At 48.1% G+C, this 17577-nt stretch carries 14 protein-coding genes; 11 read left to right on the top strand and 3 right to left on the bottom strand.

Features of this window, described 5'->3' with window-relative positions:
- Nucleotides 1-417 precede the first annotated feature (417 nt).
- Together NT073_RS20955 and NT073_RS20950 are read left to right on the top strand one after the other, a co-directional pair.
- Nucleotides 418-2844 (top strand): TonB-dependent receptor, encoded by a 2427-nt coding sequence (locus NT073_RS20955; protein WP_297377342.1) that lies wholly within the window; start codon nucleotides 418-420, stop codon nucleotides 2842-2844.
- Between the two features lie 123 nt (nucleotides 2845-2967).
- Complete coding sequence (locus NT073_RS20950; protein ID WP_297377340.1) at nucleotides 2968-3432, top strand: 3-oxoacyl-ACP synthase; 465 nt, start codon at nucleotides 2968-2970, stop codon at nucleotides 3430-3432.
- A 77-nt stretch (nucleotides 3433-3509) separates the two neighbouring features.
- On the opposite strand, the gene NT073_RS20945 is transcribed toward NT073_RS20950, so the two are convergent.
- On the bottom strand, nucleotides 3510-5141 hold the full coding sequence (locus NT073_RS20945; RefSeq protein WP_297377338.1) for an amidohydrolase family protein: 1632 nt from the start codon (nucleotides 5139-5141) through the stop codon (nucleotides 3510-3512).
- A 106-nt stretch (nucleotides 5142-5247) separates the two neighbouring features.
- On the opposite strand from NT073_RS20945, the gene NT073_RS20940 reads away from it, so the two are divergent.
- Both NT073_RS20940 and NT073_RS20935 read left to right on the top strand, forming a co-directional pair.
- Nucleotides 5248-6636, top strand: coding sequence for a TolC family protein (locus NT073_RS20940; RefSeq protein ID WP_297377336.1), 1389 nt, complete (start codon nucleotides 5248-5250; stop codon nucleotides 6634-6636).
- Nucleotides 6637-6725: 89 nt separating this feature from the next.
- Nucleotides 6726-7418: a YetF domain-containing protein gene (locus NT073_RS20935; RefSeq protein ID WP_297377334.1), complete on the top strand. Its 693-nt coding sequence runs from the start codon at nucleotides 6726-6728 to the stop codon at nucleotides 7416-7418.
- A 6-nt stretch (nucleotides 7419-7424) separates the two neighbouring features.
- Here NT073_RS20935 and NT073_RS20930 read toward each other — a convergent pair whose 3' ends face one another.
- Together NT073_RS20930 and NT073_RS20925 are read right to left on the bottom strand one after the other, a co-directional pair.
- Nucleotides 7425-8522 (bottom strand): DNA topoisomerase IB, encoded by a 1098-nt coding sequence (locus NT073_RS20930; RefSeq protein WP_297377332.1) that lies wholly within the window; start codon nucleotides 8520-8522, stop codon nucleotides 7425-7427.
- Between the two features lie 99 nt (nucleotides 8523-8621).
- Nucleotides 8622-9212, bottom strand: coding sequence for a hypothetical protein (locus NT073_RS20925; RefSeq protein WP_297377330.1), 591 nt, complete (start codon nucleotides 9210-9212; stop codon nucleotides 8622-8624).
- 162 nt (nucleotides 9213-9374) lie between these two features.
- Here NT073_RS20925 and sucD point away from each other — a divergent pair, with 162 nt between their 5' ends.
- The 7 genes from sucD (at nucleotide 9375) to gldM (ending at nucleotide 17551) form a co-directional block, all read left to right on the top strand.
- Nucleotides 9375-10250: a succinate--CoA ligase subunit alpha gene (sucD, locus tag NT073_RS20920; RefSeq protein WP_297377328.1), complete on the top strand. Its 876-nt coding sequence runs from the start codon at nucleotides 9375-9377 to the stop codon at nucleotides 10248-10250.
- A gap of 75 nt (nucleotides 10251-10325) precedes the next feature.
- Nucleotides 10326-11489 (top strand): DUF4271 domain-containing protein, encoded by a 1164-nt coding sequence (locus NT073_RS20915; protein WP_297377326.1) that lies wholly within the window; start codon nucleotides 10326-10328, stop codon nucleotides 11487-11489.
- Between the two features lie 98 nt (nucleotides 11490-11587).
- Nucleotides 11588-12373 carry a uroporphyrinogen-III synthase gene (locus NT073_RS20910; RefSeq protein WP_297377325.1) on the top strand — a complete coding sequence of 262 codons (786 nt, stop codon included), beginning with the start codon at nucleotides 11588-11590 and terminating at the stop codon, nucleotides 12371-12373.
- Nucleotides 12374-12562: 189 nt separating this feature from the next.
- Nucleotides 12563-13537 (top strand): type IX secretion system membrane protein PorP/SprF, encoded by a 975-nt coding sequence (locus NT073_RS20905; protein ID WP_297377323.1) that lies wholly within the window; start codon nucleotides 12563-12565, stop codon nucleotides 13535-13537.
- A gap of 263 nt (nucleotides 13538-13800) precedes the next feature.
- Nucleotides 13801-14934 carry an SUMF1/EgtB/PvdO family nonheme iron enzyme gene (locus NT073_RS20900; RefSeq protein ID WP_297377321.1) on the top strand — a complete coding sequence of 378 codons (1134 nt, stop codon included), beginning with the start codon at nucleotides 13801-13803 and terminating at the stop codon, nucleotides 14932-14934.
- An 83-nt stretch (nucleotides 14935-15017) separates the two neighbouring features.
- Nucleotides 15018-15836 (top strand): gliding motility protein GldL, encoded by an 819-nt coding sequence (gene gldL / locus NT073_RS20895; protein ID WP_297377319.1) that lies wholly within the window; start codon nucleotides 15018-15020, stop codon nucleotides 15834-15836.
- A 128-nt stretch (nucleotides 15837-15964) separates the two neighbouring features.
- Nucleotides 15965-17551: a gliding motility protein GldM gene (gene gldM, locus NT073_RS20890; RefSeq protein WP_297377317.1), complete on the top strand. Its 1587-nt coding sequence runs from the start codon at nucleotides 15965-15967 to the stop codon at nucleotides 17549-17551.
- Nucleotides 17552-17577: the final 26 nt, after the last annotated feature.

The following is a 17577-nucleotide window of genomic DNA, read 5'->3' as shown; positions in this document are numbered from 1 at the left end:
TACTGTTTTATGTATTTTTCGGAGAGAAGGTATGCCTCTACCTCTAATACATTTACTTCTGTGGTCTATAAGTTTCAAAATTAAACTAGAAATAAAGAAATAAATCGCTCACTATTTTTATGCAAACGTTGCCGAAAGTTATTATAAAGGGTATTTAAGCAATAAATTATTGTAAATAATGAAGTGAATAAGTATTCTTTTTTTGTAGAAAAGAATAATAGGCGGGGGTTTGTGTTAAGCTGAGAAATTATACTTATCCAAGAAATAGAAATCAAATGAGCCATCATCTTCACCGGTATTCTTTATTCTACAATTGATTACTGGTAGATGCGCTGATTATTCGCCTTTATGTGATAAGTACGGTTTAAACAAATCTCTTACGCTCCTCCCTTGCTTTTACGCGTTGGCTACTCAACTATGCATCGAACGTCTACACACCTTATTGTTCTCTTCTTCTTTTTGTTGCCAATTCTGTCTGTTGCCCAGGCTGTTGATAACCAACGCCAGGCCTGGGTGCGAGGTACCGTTATTGACGAAAAGAAAGCGCCCATTCCCTTTACAACCGTTGCTTTGCATCGATTGGCAGACTCCGTACTGGTGAAGGGAGTAGTGGCCGATGAAGCCGGTATGTTTGCGCTGCAAATCAAACCGGGAAACTATTTTTTGAAAGTGAGTGCCGTATCTTTTCAGGAGAAGATTAGTCCGGGGTTTGCGCTAGGTGATCAGGATAAGCAACTAGGCACTGTGACCCTGACGGCAACGGCAAAACGACTGGATGAGGTGGTGGTAATGGGCGAGAAGAGCCAGATGGAACTAGCCCTCGACAAACGGATTTTCAACGTCGGTAAAGATCTGGCAAACGCCGGTGGAACCGCATCGGATATTCTGAAAAACATACCCTCGGTGGCCGTTGATGGAGAGGGTAATGTAAGCCTTCGTGGCAGCAACAGCGTTCGTATTCTAATTGATGGTAAACCCTCCGGTCTGGTAAGTTTCAAAGGCGGTAGCGGGCTTCAGCAATTGCAGGGCAGCATTATTGAGCGGGTTGAGGTCATTACGAATCCATCAGCTCGTTACGAAGCCGAGGGAATGGGAGGTATCATCAACATCGTGCTCAAGAAAGAGCGGAAAGAAGGTATCAACGGTTCGTTCGACGTAATTACGGGCTATCCGAGCAATTTCGGAGCTGCCGCCAACGTCAACTACCGACGTAAGAACCTGAATTTTTTCGTCAATTACACGGCTTCATTCCGGAATACGCCCGGCCGCAGTTCGCTGTATCAGGAAGTGTACGATAGTGCTTCAACTTTTGTCTATCGGCAAAATTCGACCAATAACCTTAAAGGCCAGAATAACAATGCCCGTGCTGGGATCGACTATTATTTCAGTCCAAAGAGTATCCTTACGGGGTCATATACTTGGCGACTCAGCAAGGGCAAGCGCTTCGCAGACATTCAGTACTTGGACTATCTGCCCAACTCAAACCATACCGTTCAGGCAATTACGAACCGAACGCAGGATGAAACCGAGACAGAGCCAAACTCGGAGTATGTAGTGAGTTATAAGAAAACGTTTGCCCGGCAGGGACATGAACTTACCGCCGACATTCGCTACCTCGATAACTGGGAAAAATCGGACCAGTTCTTTACCCAGAAAACGCTCCAGCCAGATGGGAAACCCTCGGCCATACCGGATGTGCTCCAGCGTTCGATTAATGACGAAACTGAGAAACAACTGCTGATTCAGGTCGATTATGTGCAGCCGTTCGCCAAAGATGGTAAACTGGAAGGCGGGATGCGCCTAAGCTCGCGGGATATGACCAATGATTACACCGTTACGCAGCAGACTCTGGGTGGACCCTGGACACCCTTGCCGGGCCTGACCAATGATTTCCTGTACGTTGAAAAGATCAATGCACTCTACGGAATTGTGGGCAACAAGATTCGTAAATTTTCGTACCAAATGGGGATTCGGGCGGAGTGGACCGACGTGACAACCACCCTCAAGCAAACCAACGACGTGAATCCGCGCAGCTACGCCAACCTCTTCCCGAGCGTGCACGCTACCTACGATCTGCCCCACCAGCATGCTTTACAAGTCAGTTACAGCCGACGGGTGCGCAGGCCGCAGTACAACGATTTGAGCCCGTTTATGACCTTCAGCGATAACCGTAACTTCTTCAGCGGGAATCCCGATCTGAATCCCGAATTCACGAATGCGTTCGAGATTGGCCACATCAAGTATGTCGAAAAAGGGTCGATGAGTTCATCGATTTATTACCGGCACACAACGGGTAAAATCATTCGGATTCGGCGGGTTAGTGAGCAAGGGAATTCCACCACCCGCCCCGAAAATCTTGCTACTGAGGACTCGTACGGCGCAGAATTTACGGGCTCTTATGCGCTCTATAAATGGTGGAAGCTGGACGGAAGCGTCAACTTTTTTCGGGCTATTACGAATGGCGGAAATCTGGACGCGAGTTACCAGAGCGATACGTACAGTTGGTTTACCCGGTTGTCGTCTCGTTTCACCGTGATGAGAAACACGGATATTCAACTGCGGGGCAACTATGAGGCACCACAGAAGACGCCCCAGGGGAGCCGAAAAGCCATCGCCACGCTGGATCTGTCGTTCAGCAAAGACATTCTTAACAGTAACGGAACGCTGGTATTCAACGTGATCGATGTGTTCAACTCACGCCGGTATCGCTCCATTACTGAAGGGGCCAACTTCTACACAGAAAGTAGCTCACAGGGGCGCTTGCGTCAATTTAACCTGACATTGAATTACCGGCTGCATCAGGCCAAAAAGAAGATGAAAGAGCCCGGCGAAGGAGAGTTCTAAGGTCCGTCCGTAACGCTGTTTCCGGGTGCGGCTATGAACCTGTTTGCGGTTTGGCGAGTTGTCATTCTCGCGTAAGTTTAACCGCCGGTCGGGAATGGTACTGACTAACTAATCGACATCAACTTGACAGATACACACCACCAAATTAAAGCAGGGCTTTGGGCGTTATGCCAGAACTACGTTCAAAAACGTATCGACACCGCCCGGCAGGCTATGGAAGCCGCTCAGGAAGCCGCTAATTCAGAATCAAAAAGCAGTGCGGGAGATAAGTACGAGACGGGTCGGGCAATGGCTCAACTCGAGAGAGATCGACACGCGCAACTACTGGCCGAAGCCGTAAAGATTGAGCAGGAGTTGATGCAACTGGCTATCGAAAAAATCTATGAAAAAGTGCAGCCTGGTAGCGTAGCCGTCACTAACCGGGGTCTGTTTTTTATCAGTATAGGTGCCGGAAAGATTACTCTTGATGGAGTAGATTACTTTGCTGTATCGTCGGCATCACCCATTGGGTCACTGCTGGCAGGACATAAAGTAGGCGATGCCGTCACGTTTAATAAGATGGCCTATCAGATACAGGAGGTTTTCTAAAGAGTTCTGAGACAAACTATTTTTTTGCAGGATTAGCAGGATTGATGTCGCCCAATCCTGCTAATCCTGTCAAACGATCAAAACACGCGCTCGCCACTAATCCAGGTCTGCTTTACTTTGGTAGCCCGAAGCTCGGGAGCGGGGGCAGTCATGATGTCGCGGTCGAGAATCACAAAGTCGGCTTGCTTACCAGGTGCAATACTGCCGCGCAGATGGTCTTCGAAACAGGCATAAGCTGCCCAGCGCGTCATAGCCAGCAATGCGGACTTCCGGTCAACGGCGTTTTCCATCTGATATCCCCCCTTCGGGAAGTTTTTCGCATCCTGACGGGCTACCGCCGAGTGAAAGCCGAACAAGGGGTTCACTGCTTCTACCGGGAAATCGCTGCCAAATGCAATCAGGTTGTTCTGCTTCATCAAGTCCTTGAACGCATAGGCACCTTTCACCCGGATAGGTCCCAGCCGCTCGGTAGCCCAGTACATATCAGAAGTGGCGTGCGTTGGCTGAACGGATGGGATGATCGAGTACCGCCCAAACTTCCAGAAATCATCGGCCGATACAACCTGAGCGTGTTCAATGCGCCAGCGTCGGTCGTTTTTGCCTTTCAGCAATTTACCGTACAGATCAAGCATAAGGTGGTTTGCCGAATCGCCAATGCAGTGCGTGTTGGCCTGGAATTTTGAGTCGTACAGTAGTTTCGTGACCCGTTCCAGTTCAGATGGACCAAGGAGCAGAAAGCCGCCGGTTTCGGGCCGGTCGCTGTACGGTTTCCGGAGGCAGGCCCCCCGCGAACCCAATGCGCCATCGGCATAGAGTTTAAATGAACGAACTGTCAGCCGGTCGGTTTGGAATGGGCCGCGTTTCAGGAAATAATTCAGGTTTGGCTCGCCAAGGCTAACCATCGCGTAATCCCGAATTTTCAGTTTATTTGATTTGTGGAGGCTGTCGATCAGGTTGATTTCGTCGGGGCTAATACCCGCGTCGGAGATACTGGTCAGGCCCAGCGACACGCAAACTTTTTCAGCAGCCAGTAACATGTTCGCTTTATCGGAGAGATCGGGCTGGGGAATTACCCGCTTGATAAGCTGCATGGCATTGTCGACTAAAATACCGGTTGGCTGTCCATTGGCAAGAATAATTTCGCCACCCGGCAGTTTCGAGCCCGCCGTTACCTGAGCCAGCCGGAGCGCCTTTGAATTGACAAACAGGGCATGGCCATCCACCCGCATCAGCGCTACCGGAACATCGGGAAAGGCCGCGTCCAACTTTTCTTTGGTTGGAAACGTTTTTTCGGGCCAGTCATTCTGATCCCAGCCCCGGCCGGTAAGCCAAAGGGCATCGGGGTGCTGTTTGCGGAATACTTTCAGCCGTTCGAGCAGTTCATCATACGACTCAGCGCCTACCAGATCGGCCTGGCTAAGTACTTGGCCCAGCCCCAGAAAGTGAGCATGTGGGTCATAGAAACCTGGATACACAGGCTGGCCGCCGAGGTCGGCGGTACTATCGGCTTCATACTCGTTTTTCAGGGTAGTTGCCGGGCCAACGGCTATAAATTTACCGTCTTTAACCACAAAGGCATCGGCAACGGAGAAGCTGGAATCGGCGGTATAAATGTGGGCATTGGTAACGAGCAGATCGGCTTTTTTTCTGGACGAACAGCCGGAGATCAGGGTAAGTAGTACGGGAATGAGCAGTACGAGTCGGTTCATAATGGACGGTTTGGAAAACTGCAAGTTAGGAGAAAGTTAATAAGCCAACCAGCTAATCGCAGATTCTCGTAATTTTGTCCTAACAGTCCTAGATAACCTTAATTCAATGAAGCTCAGTAGCTGGATATTTTTTACCTGTATCTCCTTTTCTGCCCTCGCTCAACAAACTCCAAATGCCATACAACGTGCTCAGCAACGAACGTTCACGGTAGCCACAATTCCGCAACCTGGCGAAGTGCTGACACTGCAACAGGCTATTGCTCAGTCCATTGAGAAGAACTATCAGATTCAAATCAATCGCTCTCAAGAGGACATTGCCCGAAACAACTTTACTAAGGGTAATGCTGGCTATCTGCCCGTGTTGACGTTTAACGGTACTTCAAACGGTGGGATACAGAATTTTCGTCAGACCTTCATTGATAACATTCGTCCCCCTCAGGAAGCACGCGGCATCTTTAACCGGACCTCTAATTTGGGTGTCAACTTAAATTATACCGTTTTTAATGGCTATGCCCGCTCAACTTTATACAATCAATTAGCCCAATTAGTAAAAATCGGGACGGTGAACACGCGGGCCAACGTTGAAGCTACTGTTGCCAGCATCGCCACCAGCTATTACGACGTTGTGCGGCAGTTGCAGCGTCTGATTGCCTTTAGTCAGGCACTCGACATCTCGCGTGAACGGCTCGAACTGGCCCGTGCCAACTACGAAGTTGGCACGCGCTCGAAAGTTGATTTTCTGAGTGCTCAGGTCGACTACAATACCGATAGTGCTGCGCTTATTTCGCAGGAACAGGCACTTCGTAACGCCAAGACCTTACTGAATTCGCAACTCATCCGAGACCCACAAGCCGAGTTTGCCGTACGGGATACGATCATTGTTCGGCCAACGCTCCAGTTGGAGTCTCTTCAGCAATCGCTGAGCACCAACAACCCGCTTCTGGCAGCCGCCGTACTGAACCGGACAATTGCAGATCTGAATGTTCGACTAGCCAATGCTGCCCAATTACCGCTGGTGTCGGCTACGACGGGCTACAATTACCAGTTTCAGGACAACCAGGGCGGTTTTGGGGTAGCAACCGGCCGTACCGGGGCACTGACCTACAACATAACGGCAACGATTCCCATTTTCAATGGCTACAATCTGAAACGGCAGATTCAGAACGCCAGAGTAAACACCCTGATCGCACAAAATCAGGAAAGTAATCAACGGCTTCAGCTGCAGCTGGCATTGGTGCAGACCTATCAGGCTTATCAGACGAGCATTCGTCTGCTAACCCTTGAAGTGCAGAACAACCAGCTGGCTAACCAGAACGTCGATATTGCGTATGATCGTTACCGGATCGGGAACTCCACATTTGTTGAGTTTCGCGATGTGCAGCGTAATGCCATTGATGCCCAGACGCGTTTGATCGAGGCCGAATTCAACGCGAAAGCCGCCGAGATCGAACTGCTTCGCCTGAGCAGCACCATCACCCAGGAGTTAGGGCAGTAAGAGCCGATGGCAAACAGTTATCGCTGAATGTGGGTTACCAACTCAGCGCAGGATAGTACCTGTTTGCCACTCTTCTCTTATACTCAACCATGTCAGAACCTGTTCAGCCCTTCGACTGGGGGCGAATGTTTATCCACGATCTTCCGTGGACGTATCTCGGCGAAGTAGCCTTCCGGACAGCTTTCATGTTCATTATCCTGTTAACTGCCCTTACTGTATCAGGGAAACGGGAAGTACGACAGCTGTCAATTTACGAACTCGTTCTGGTTATCGGACTGGGTTCCGCAGCGGGCGATCCCATGTTTTATGATGATGTTCCAATGGCTTCGGCCGTTGTTGTTTTCATCGTCATGATGAGTTGTTATAAACTCGCGACATACATCAGCGACCGCAACAAGACTGTTCGCAAGGTACTTGAAGGCAAAGCCGTCTATGTTGTTGAAAACGGCTGTATTTTTACCGAAAATTTTGACCGGGAAGATTTAAGCCTGGAGGAACTGTTCTCCGACTTACGCGTTGCGGGCGTTGAACATCTGGGGCAGGTACGTGTCGCTATTCTGGAGCATAACGGTCAGCTAAGTGTTTTTCAGTTTGAGCCCGATGAGGTCAAAGCTGGACTTCCCATTTTGCCCAACGAACTGAAAAAGGACATCGAGCAAATTGAGGAGCCGGGTAAGTATGCCTGTTGCAACTGCGGATATGTGGAGTCGTTTACCGCAACTGTCGGTCTGCAAAACTGCCGCCGATGCAATCAGACAAAGTGGGTAAAAGCGGTACAGTAAATTGGACTAGGCTACTAGCTTCTTCGCTGCCGGGGTCTTCACGACTGTTTTAATCTCATCTTTCAGAAATTTCAACAACAACTTTTCGATACCGTCCAGTCCGTAAGGGCTGGTTTGCTTGAAGCGAGCTTTTTGCTTGATGTAGGGGTTCAGGTCCTGGCATTCATAAGCCTCCAGAATCTGCGGATGGACATAATGCTTTCGGCAAACGGTGCGGGTGTTTCCTAACTTATGGGAGACCTCATCCAGCACTGTATTCACATTTTTCTTCAGTTCTTTCTCCGTTTCGCAAGGTTCCAGTTCGGCCAGAAGCCGCAGAGCGTTCACGGTACCGGCCCAGGTCCGGAAATCTTTGGCCGAAAAATCTTCGCCCATGGTTCCGTGCAGATAGGCATTGACCATACCCGAGTCGATAGGGTGGCGGTCGCCGTTTTCATCGAAATACTGAAACAGTTCTTTACCGGGAATGTCGCGACAGGCCTTTACCAGACGGGAGAGTCGACGGTCGTGAAGGGTAATATCGTGATAAACGCCTTTTTTACCTTTAAAGCTGAACCGGACCTCGGTACCTTCCATTTTTACGTGCCTGTCTTTCAGCGTCGTCAGGCCATAAGAGCCATATTCTTTCTCATAAGCCGCGTTGCCAACCCGGATCAGGGTTTGTTCCATAACACTCAGCGCAATAGCAATGACTTTCTCACGGGTTAATTCGCTTGTTTTTAAGTCTTTGGCTAACCGTTCGCGCAGCAGGGGGAGGGCTTCGCCAAAAGCAACCATCCGAAAAAACTTCGTCTGGCTTCGAATGGCGTTCCATTTCGGGTGATAGCGGTATTGTTTGCGGTTTTTGGTGTCGATCCCCGTGGCCTGTAAGTGCCCGTTTACTTTGGAACTTATCCAGACATTTTCCCAGGCAGGTGGCAGGATGAGACTACGAATACGGGTCAGAATCTCGGGCGCGTCTACTTCATTGCCCTTGTGGTCGAAGTACCTGAATTCGTCACCAATGCGCTGGCGTTTGATCCCTGGCATCGTATCGCTCATGTAAACCAGTCGGGCGGCCCGGGCTGCTTCGGCAGGGTCGTGTGTTAATTCAAGTAAGTCCACGTTCGTTGAGTATTGAGAAATTTAGTCAAAGAGTAACTGCTTTGCGAAGGCATTGGTTACCTGTTTGACAAACTTTTTAAACGAACGGATGGGCTACGATTACCGGGTACCGGTGCGCCAATCGGAAGCTTTCCCGAAAAACCAGAGAGCTAAGGTGGTGGCGTAGTGATAAAAATCCGTTGGATGAATCAGACTGTTGAACGAGTCGGCTTTGGTGGCTAACCCCATCATCATGGCGGCCATGACAACCCAAAGGCCCCGTTTATTTCGCTGGAGTAACGAAAAAACGGCAAGCAGCATCAATATCAAAATTCCCATTGACGGTACAATGGGCGTGAAAACGCGCACCTCCGGCAAAAGAAGAGAAATAAAAAGAAACAGGCCAAACAGAACCGTCGTCACGAAGGAAATCAGGGTGAGTGTCCGCTGGTTCAGCAGCGCATAAACTGCCGTTACCACGCATACAACCCCCAGTGTATCAGAGAGGACGATCATGGACCGGTGAAGCGGTTCCAGCGATTTATTACCAGCGAAAAGGGCCACTCCAATAAGGGCCGCTACTGACGTTGTCAACAAAAAGAACCCCCATAAAAGTCGGTTGAAGAGGGAAATGCGTCCAAAAAAGTGCCAGAACACCCCGACGCCCGCCCCGGCTAAAATGGAGCCGGAAAGGATGTGCGAAAAAATCATCACGTAATTTACGAAGTTTCGGCTACTTTTGCCCAACTTTTTAAAAGATACAGGCCTACTCAACGAAAGAAGAAAGAAGGTGACCGTTTTCTGAATCTCTGCTGCTTTCGTTGTTTGTTTCTGTACATAATTAACCGTATCGCCAACGATTTACAAACCGTCATGAGTGTTTTAGTTAACAAAGACTCCAAAGTTATCGTCCAGGGCTTTACTGGCTCGGAAGGCAGTTTTCATGCCCAGCAGATGATCGAATACGGCACCAACGTCGTTGGGGGCGTAACGCCTGGCAAAGGTGGTCAAACCCACCTCGACCGGCCCGTATTTAACACCGTTCAGCAAGCTGTTGACCAAGCCGGGGCCAATGTCTCTATTATCTTTGTTCCGCCCGCTTTTGCCGCCGACGCAATCATGGAAGCGGCTGAAGCCGGTATCAAAGTTATTATTTGCATAACCGAAGGTATTCCGACGGAAGATATGGTAGCCGTAAAAAACTACCTTTCCGACAAAGATGTTCGCCTGATTGGTCCCAACTGCCCTGGTGTAATGACCGCCGAAGAGTGCAAAGTAGGCATCATGCCAGGTTTCATCTTTACCAAAGGAACCATCGGTATTGTATCTAAGTCAGGGACATTGACTTATGAAGCCGTTGACCAACTCACAAAAGCGGGTTTGGGCCAGTCGACAGCCATTGGTATCGGGGGAGATCCGATCATTGGTACTACAACCAAAGAGGCCGTTGAGCTACTCATGAACGATCCGGATACGGAAGCGATTGTGATGATTGGTGAAATTGGTGGAGGTATGGAAGCCGAAGCCGCCCGCTGGATCAAAGCCGATGGAAACCGCAAACCCGTCGTTGGATTCATTGCCGGTCAAACCGCGCCGAAAGGTCGCCGGATGGGCCACGCCGGGGCTATCGTCGGCGGTGCAGATGATACTGCAGCGGCCAAAATGGCTATCATGCGTGAATGTGGTATTCACGTCGTCGAATCTCCAGCGCTTATTGGCGATACTATGCTAAAGGCATTAGGAAAATAAATTAAGTAACGAGTGAAAGAGCGAAAGAACGAGAGAGTGAAAAAGTATATGCCAAGTTGGGTACATATCCATCCGATGCCACTTTTTCACTCTCTCGTTCTTTCGCTCTTTTTCGTTTTGTCCGTTACGGCTCAACCTCGCATCACAGGTATTGGGCCCAGCGGCCGCTATTACCCTATCCATGATTTTCGGGATGACTTTCTGGTCTACGATGAGGGAGCCAGAGCCTACATTCCCTACGTAACGGAACAGCATACCGATGAAACAGCCTTAAGCGCATACATCGACCTCGAAAGCAACCGGCACTATAGTTTGCTGATCTCCACCCGACGGGATGGTTACCTTTTTATCAACGCGGCACTCAAACGTAAACTCCGCGCCAATGAATGGCAGGTGTTAAACATTGACAGTTTGTTCCGAGTCTATCGTCAGCCCGAGATATTCCTTACGATCTACGGGGCTCCCGGTCTTACTGATAAGCAGCTTTATATCGGCTATCCAAAATCGGCTACCCAGAAGCAGGTTGTTCTAAGCGACGATAATCTGAGTATCCGGCCTCGTCCACGAACGCTTTACGATAATTTTTTAAGCCTGGGGCTGGTGTTTTTGCTGGCAACCCACGCGTTCCTGTTTACATTTTATCAGCGAGCTTTTCAACGGTACTACAGCCTTGGCGATCTACTGTCGCTTCGTGCGCAGGAAGAGTCTTTTTTAATAAACAGGCCTTTGAGTAGTACCAACCTGCTGTTTACGCTGAACCTCAGCTTTGTTATTGCTTATCTGATTGTCTTTGTCCAAAGCCGTAACCTTGATGTATTCGATTCCAGGTCCTTGTTGCTTGGTAATCAGCAGTTTGGTTGGCTGGCTGGTGAGTACTTCCTGGTGAGCGGGCTGGTGTTTGTGAGTTTAATCAGTAAATATTTTCTTCTGGAGGTAATTGGAGGTTTATACAAATTGCAGGACATTATCTATGTGCACTATTTTAAAGTACTTCAATCATCTCTTCTGTTCTTCACTACCTGTGCGCTTGTTTTAACGATCATTGCCTATAATGTGCATATGATAACGTTAGAGCCTAATATGCTTCTATTACCACTGGTTGGTTTCTATATAGCCCGATTAATGTTACTGTACTTCGCCATACGGAGTCTGGAGCCTATCAAGAATCTTTATTTATTTTCATACCTTTGCATCGTTGAATTGATTCCGCTGATCATTGGTTTGCGTTTCGCACTTTGATGGTCAACGGGGCAGTGATAAGTTAGCCTTTCTCAATAGCAAGTGCTTAGTCAAGTACTTATAATTGATAATCAGCTGTTGAACCGAGTAGAGATTCAATGAACGAAACAAGCATGCAATCCACAGAAAACCGGCTCACGAAAGTAAACCGGCTGTTAGTGACCCAATCCCGACCCGCCGACGAAAAATCTCCTTATTTTGATTTGGTTAGCAAGTATAATCTTCAGATTGACTTTCGCCCGTTCATTCAGATACAGGGAGAATCATTCAAGGATTTTCGGCGTCAGAAAATAAATATCCTGGCACACACGGCTATCATTTTTACCAGTCGGAATGCCATTGATCATTTTTTTCGGATTTGCCAGGAAGGTCGAATTGAGGTGCCAGCTGATATGAAGTACTTTTGTATTTCGGAGCAGACAGCTAATTATCTTCAGAAGTACATTGTTATCCGGAAGCGCAAAATCTTCAACGGAACAAAAACAGCAACCGAGCTTTTCGATTTGATCAAAAAGCACAAGAGCGAGAAGTTTTTGTTCCCCTGTTCCAACATTCGCCGGAATGACATTCCGGAGTTTATGGATACCAGCGGCCTTCACTTCACCGAGGCAGTTATGTACGATACGGTACCTACCGATCTATCAGATCTTGACATTGAAAGTTATGATATCATAGCTTTTTTCAGTCCTTCGGGCGTTAGCTCGTTAATGAGCAATTTCCCCAACTTTAATCAGAACGGGACCCGGCTCGCGGCTTTCGGCCCTACAACGGCCAGAGCCATTGTAGAAGCGGGTTTAACACTCGATATTGAAGCCCCCTTGCCCAATGCACCGTCTATGACGGGTGCGCTGGACCTGTACTTAAAAAAGGCTAACAATTTATAAACGATAGCCGTTATCAATAGGCTAGATGCCGGAATCGAGCGCTTCACCTCATTTCCGGCATTTAGCTTTTATTTTGGGGTCAATAATTTGAATAATTTGGTGTTGCGGGCGTTTACTTGTAAACTGTGGTATTGTTTATAAGAACGTTGCTCCAGTTATCAACAGCTGTTCTGAATTCTGGTAGGTCGTATGATTCGCACATTCTACGTTTTTGCTTTTTTACTACTGACGATTGCAACGCAAAACGCCTTTGCTCAGGGGGATCCGCAACTCAGCCTGTACATGTACAATCCGCTCTATTATAACCCGGCAGCAGCTGGGTCGGAGGGCGTATCACGAATGCAAATCACGCATAGAACACAGTATTCCGGGTATCAGACAATGGGTACTGGCGATGGAAGCGCTGCTCAAAGCACACAGGTTCTGTCATTTAATATGCCACTGGCTAAAATCAAAAGCGGGATTGGAATTTATGCTATGAACGATAAATACGGACCGTCGATAAATCAGTCGGTACAGGTTTCGTATGCTTATCGGATGACTTTGAAAAACGGAACGCTCGCTTTAGGCGTACAGGCAGGCATGTTTAATCGGGGATTTGATTTCGATCAGTTTCGCCCCGGCGATCCCGGCGATCCATTATTGACAACTGGTCGTATCAATCAATTTAAGCCTGACATTGGCGCTGGCATTTATTATAACACAACGGATTACTGGCTGGGAGTAAGTATGACGCACTTAAACGGTGCCACTTACAGTTACCTCGCCGACCGTTCTACGGATGTGGCTAACAGAAAGGCTTACCTGACCGCAGGATATAGGCTTGGTATCGGATACAACATTGACGTTCAGCCGTCCGTTTTAGTGCAGTACAGCACAGACGAAGGTATCAAAGGTTCAACCGCTACTGTCAACTTGGTAGCTACCTACGACAATCGTATATGGGGCGGAGTAGGCTATCGACTGAAAGACGCGGTTATGGTTACTGCCGGTATTAACCTGATGCGTAATAACGCACTGCGTCTGGGATACGCCCTGGATATAACAGCAGGAGGTACACAGGTAAAGAGTCCGACATCGCACGAAATCTTGTTGTCGTATGCGTTGCCTGCCCCCGATGTTCGCCGGAAGCCAATCATCAGAACACCACGTTTCAGGTACTGATGGCTCATGAAATACATAAATCAGCACAGAATTTAAACAAAATTGCTTTTTTGGCAATATTCTTGTTAGGCTGTTTGCAGCGGAGGCCTTATTTTTGAGGAAGTGGAGTTTAGAAAGAGTACACGTATAATGCCATAAACAAACGTATGTTCGTAAATAGGTTGTAGGAAAATACGCTGAACCTGAATTTAACATACAATAACCAAACAGATTTTCGTTTTTAGTCTGGTCTCGCACAAGAAGAAGGTAAAAGTTCGATAACGATGAAGTATAACTGGTTAACAGTCAACGCAACCCGGGTAGTGACGGTCGCAGCAGTAGTACTGCTTTTGCAAGGTTGTGGGTTTCTGAAGTCAAAATTTGGCGGTAAAGGCGGTAATGGTGGTGAAGTAGGCGTTACGAATGGTGAGATTACCGCTACCGGACGTAAAGGCTGGAAACAACCAACTCCCTTTGGCATGGTACTGGTACCGTCAGGTTCATTTATTATGGGACAGGCTGACGAAGATGTAGCCGCTACCCAGATCAATATGAACCGGCAGGTAACGATTAGCTCGTTCTACATGGACGATGCTGAAATTTCCAACCATGAGTATCGTCAGTATGTAAATGCCTTGCTCGCCGACTCCGTATCGACGTTGGGAGAGGAGGAAATTATGTCTAAGTACTATCCTGATACAACTGTCTGGAAAAACGACTTTACTTACCATAATGGTGATCCTATGCTGGAACACTACTATGCTCACCCTGCCTTTGATACATATCCGGTTGTTGGTGTAAGTTGGGTGGCTGCTAAACATTTTTGTAAGTGGCGTACCAATACGCTCGACGATTTCCGTACGAAAGATGGCGGTTACCGGTCGTTTGGTTTCCGTCTTCCTTCTGAAGCAGAATGGGAGTGGGCAGCACGAGGTGGTAAAAACGGAGCTAAATATCCCTGGGGTAACCCATACGTTGCCAATGGTAAAGGATGTTACCTGGCAAACTTTAAGCCCCAGCGTGGTAACTTCGATGCAGATGGTTACCCGTATACAGCTCCGGCAACGGCTTATAACCCCAACGATTATGGTCTGTATAATATGGCTGGCAACGTAGCGGAGTGGTGCCGGGATGCATACGCCGATAACACCAATGCCATCGTGTGGGATATGAACCCAGATAATCAAAATGCAGATGAGCCTCGCAAAGTGGTTCGGGGCGGGTCCTGGAAAGATATTGCATATTACCTCGAAACGGGTACACGTTATTACGAATATGAAAATGAGAAGCGTTCATACATTGGCTTCCGTTGTGTAATGGATAATCTGGAAGGTCGGACTGCGTCGGGTCGTGTTGGAGGGGGGAAGAGCAAGAGTAAAAGCGCCAGTACCAAGAAAGCATCAGCCAAAAAGGCATAATTTAAATTCAGAAATGCCTGTAAGGGCAATAAAGTAGTACCCGCACACAGTTAATTACCTATTCCAACCAACAATAGCTTATCATGGCAGCAGCAAAGTCCTCAAGTTTCTTTTGGGATCGTTTAGTACCAACTATTTATAGTGCCGGAGCCGCCGTCGTAATTGCCGGAGCCTGGGCTAAGATTACACACAATGAACAATTCGGCTGGCTTTTAACAGCCGGCTTATTAACAGAAGTTGTCATTTTTGCCTTATACGCTGTTCAAAGTTTTACCATGCCCGCTGCAACGGACGATGGCTATGCCTGGGAACGGGTTTACCCTGAATTGGCAGACGATTATAAAGGAGAAGCCCGCAAACCGACTCCGCAGGCGAATGGCCTGACTGGAAACCTAGATCAAATGTTGGCACAGGCCAAAGTTACTCCTGATGTCTTCGAGCGTTTGGGCTCCGGCTTCCGCAACCTGAATGAAACAGTAACGAAACTTACCGACCTGACCGATGCTACGGTAGCTACCAACGATTACGCACGTAATGTGAAATCGGCGGCAAGTTCGATCAGCGAAATGAATAAATCCTATGGTACGGCCATCACCGCCATGAACTCAATGGCCGATGCAACAACCGATGCCAAAGATTACCGTGATCAGTTTCAAAAAGTTACCAAGAACATGGGTGCTTTGAATGCTGTGTATGAACTGGAATTGCAAGACACAAACAAGCATCTGAAAGCCATGAATGCATTCTATGGTAGCCTGACGGCCGCAATGGAAAACATGAGTGATGCCAGCCGCGATACCCAGCAGTTTAAAAACGAACTGGCTAAACTGACTGGTAATTTAGCTTCCCTTAACAACGTATATGGTAGTATGTTGACTGCCATGCGGGGTAACGGAAAATAAGTAATTCAATAGTGTACCTGTGTCAGTTATGGAGCTAAGCTCTGTAACTGACATGGTAAACACGCCACTCTCATAACATAACCGCTAAGGCGGCCTTTCCACAACTTTTATTATCACTACCATAGTTTATGGCAGGCACAAAAGAGACACCCCGTCAGAAGATGATCGGGATGATGTATCTGGTTTTGACCGCATTACTGGCTCTGCAAGTCACGTCGGCCATTCTGGAGAAATTCGTTTTAATTAACAACAGTCTGGAACAATCGATTGGGGCCGTTAGCAAGGTAAACCAGTCGACGTTTGATAACATCCGGGGAACAGTTGAGAAGTCCGGTAACCGGGCGGCTGATTTAGCCATTGTTAAACAGGCCGATGAAGTTCGAAAACTGTCGGCTGAAGTAAGTGGTGAACTTGACAAGCTAAAGGAACAAATTGTTGAATCAAGCGGTGGCCGGGATGAATCCGGGAATATCAAAAACCTAAGCGAAGAAGAATCTGTAGCTCAACTCATGATCGGTACAAACCGCAATGGGGCTGCGTTTAAGTTGAAAGATCAGCTTAACAAGTATGTTGAAGAGCTTTCCAGACTTTCTGGTAACAAGTATGGCCCAATGGCGCTGGATGGTAAAGACGATCCTATCGCCAGCCTTTCGCCTGATCAGAAGCGCAAAGATTTTGCCGAACTAAACTTCGCTCAAACGCCGGTGCCCGCAGCATTGGCTGTGTTGAGCCAGAAGCAGGCAGATGTTCGTCGACTTGAAGGTGAAGTACTGGATGTACTTGCAAGTAAAGTAGGTGCTCAGGATGTTAAGTTCGACAAGATCATTGCCATGCTCAGCATGGATTCGAAAGTGGTCGTTGCCGGTACGAAGTTTAAAGGACAAATGTTTCTAGCGGCATCTTCATCTGGTATTCAGCCCCGGATGAGCCTGAACGGAGCAGCTGTTCGTATGCAGGATGGTCAGGGAATCATTGAGTTTACGGCTCAAGGTGGGGCTTATGACAAAAATGGTCTTGCCCGTCGTACACTCACCGGTTCCATTGCTTATCAGACAGCAGCGGGTTTAAAAACCGTACCTCTCACAGCTGAATATTTTGTAGCAAAACCATCATATCAGATTGAGACGGGTACAATGCCTCCTCTGTATCTGGGCTGTGCTAACAAACTGAGTATTCAAAGCCCTCAATTGGGTGCTTTATGGAATCCAAGCTTCTCGGCCGATGGGGCTGCCGTCGTTCAATCAGGTGAAAAGGGTAAAATTACCATTGTACCGAGTTCAGCTAACGTATCGCTTAACATCAGCAACTCGGGTAGCTTACTGGGCACGGAACGATTCCGCGTCAATAAAGTACCTCGCCCAACGATTGAAGTTTTCGTAGGTGGTACTCGTGCTAGTGATCCTCGTGGTGTTCCTGTTTCTTCGGCGCGTAGCGTACGGATTCAGGCAGTTTCCGATCCAAGCTTTGCTGCTTACTCGCCAGATGATGCCAAATTCCGCACAACCGGAGCAACTGTATCGCTGGTGCGAGGCACCAAGCGCGTAACATTTGTTACTGTAGGCGCTGGTGGTGGATCAATTGGTACGCTGGCTGCTGAAGCACAACCCGGCGACCGTCTTGTTATCCAGATTGAAGGCGTACAGCGGCAGAATTTCAGAGGTGAAGTTAGTGATGTGCCAATGGGTAGCTTACTTCAGCAGGTTTCGCTGTATTAACGCACTAAAGCGGTTTGCTGACCGTT

Origin of the sequence: Spirosoma sp. (assembly GCF_026391055.1) — a bacterium.
GTDB lineage: Bacteria > Bacteroidota > Bacteroidia > Cytophagales > Spirosomataceae > Spirosoma.
This window is presented reverse-complemented; position numbering and strand designations above follow the sequence as displayed.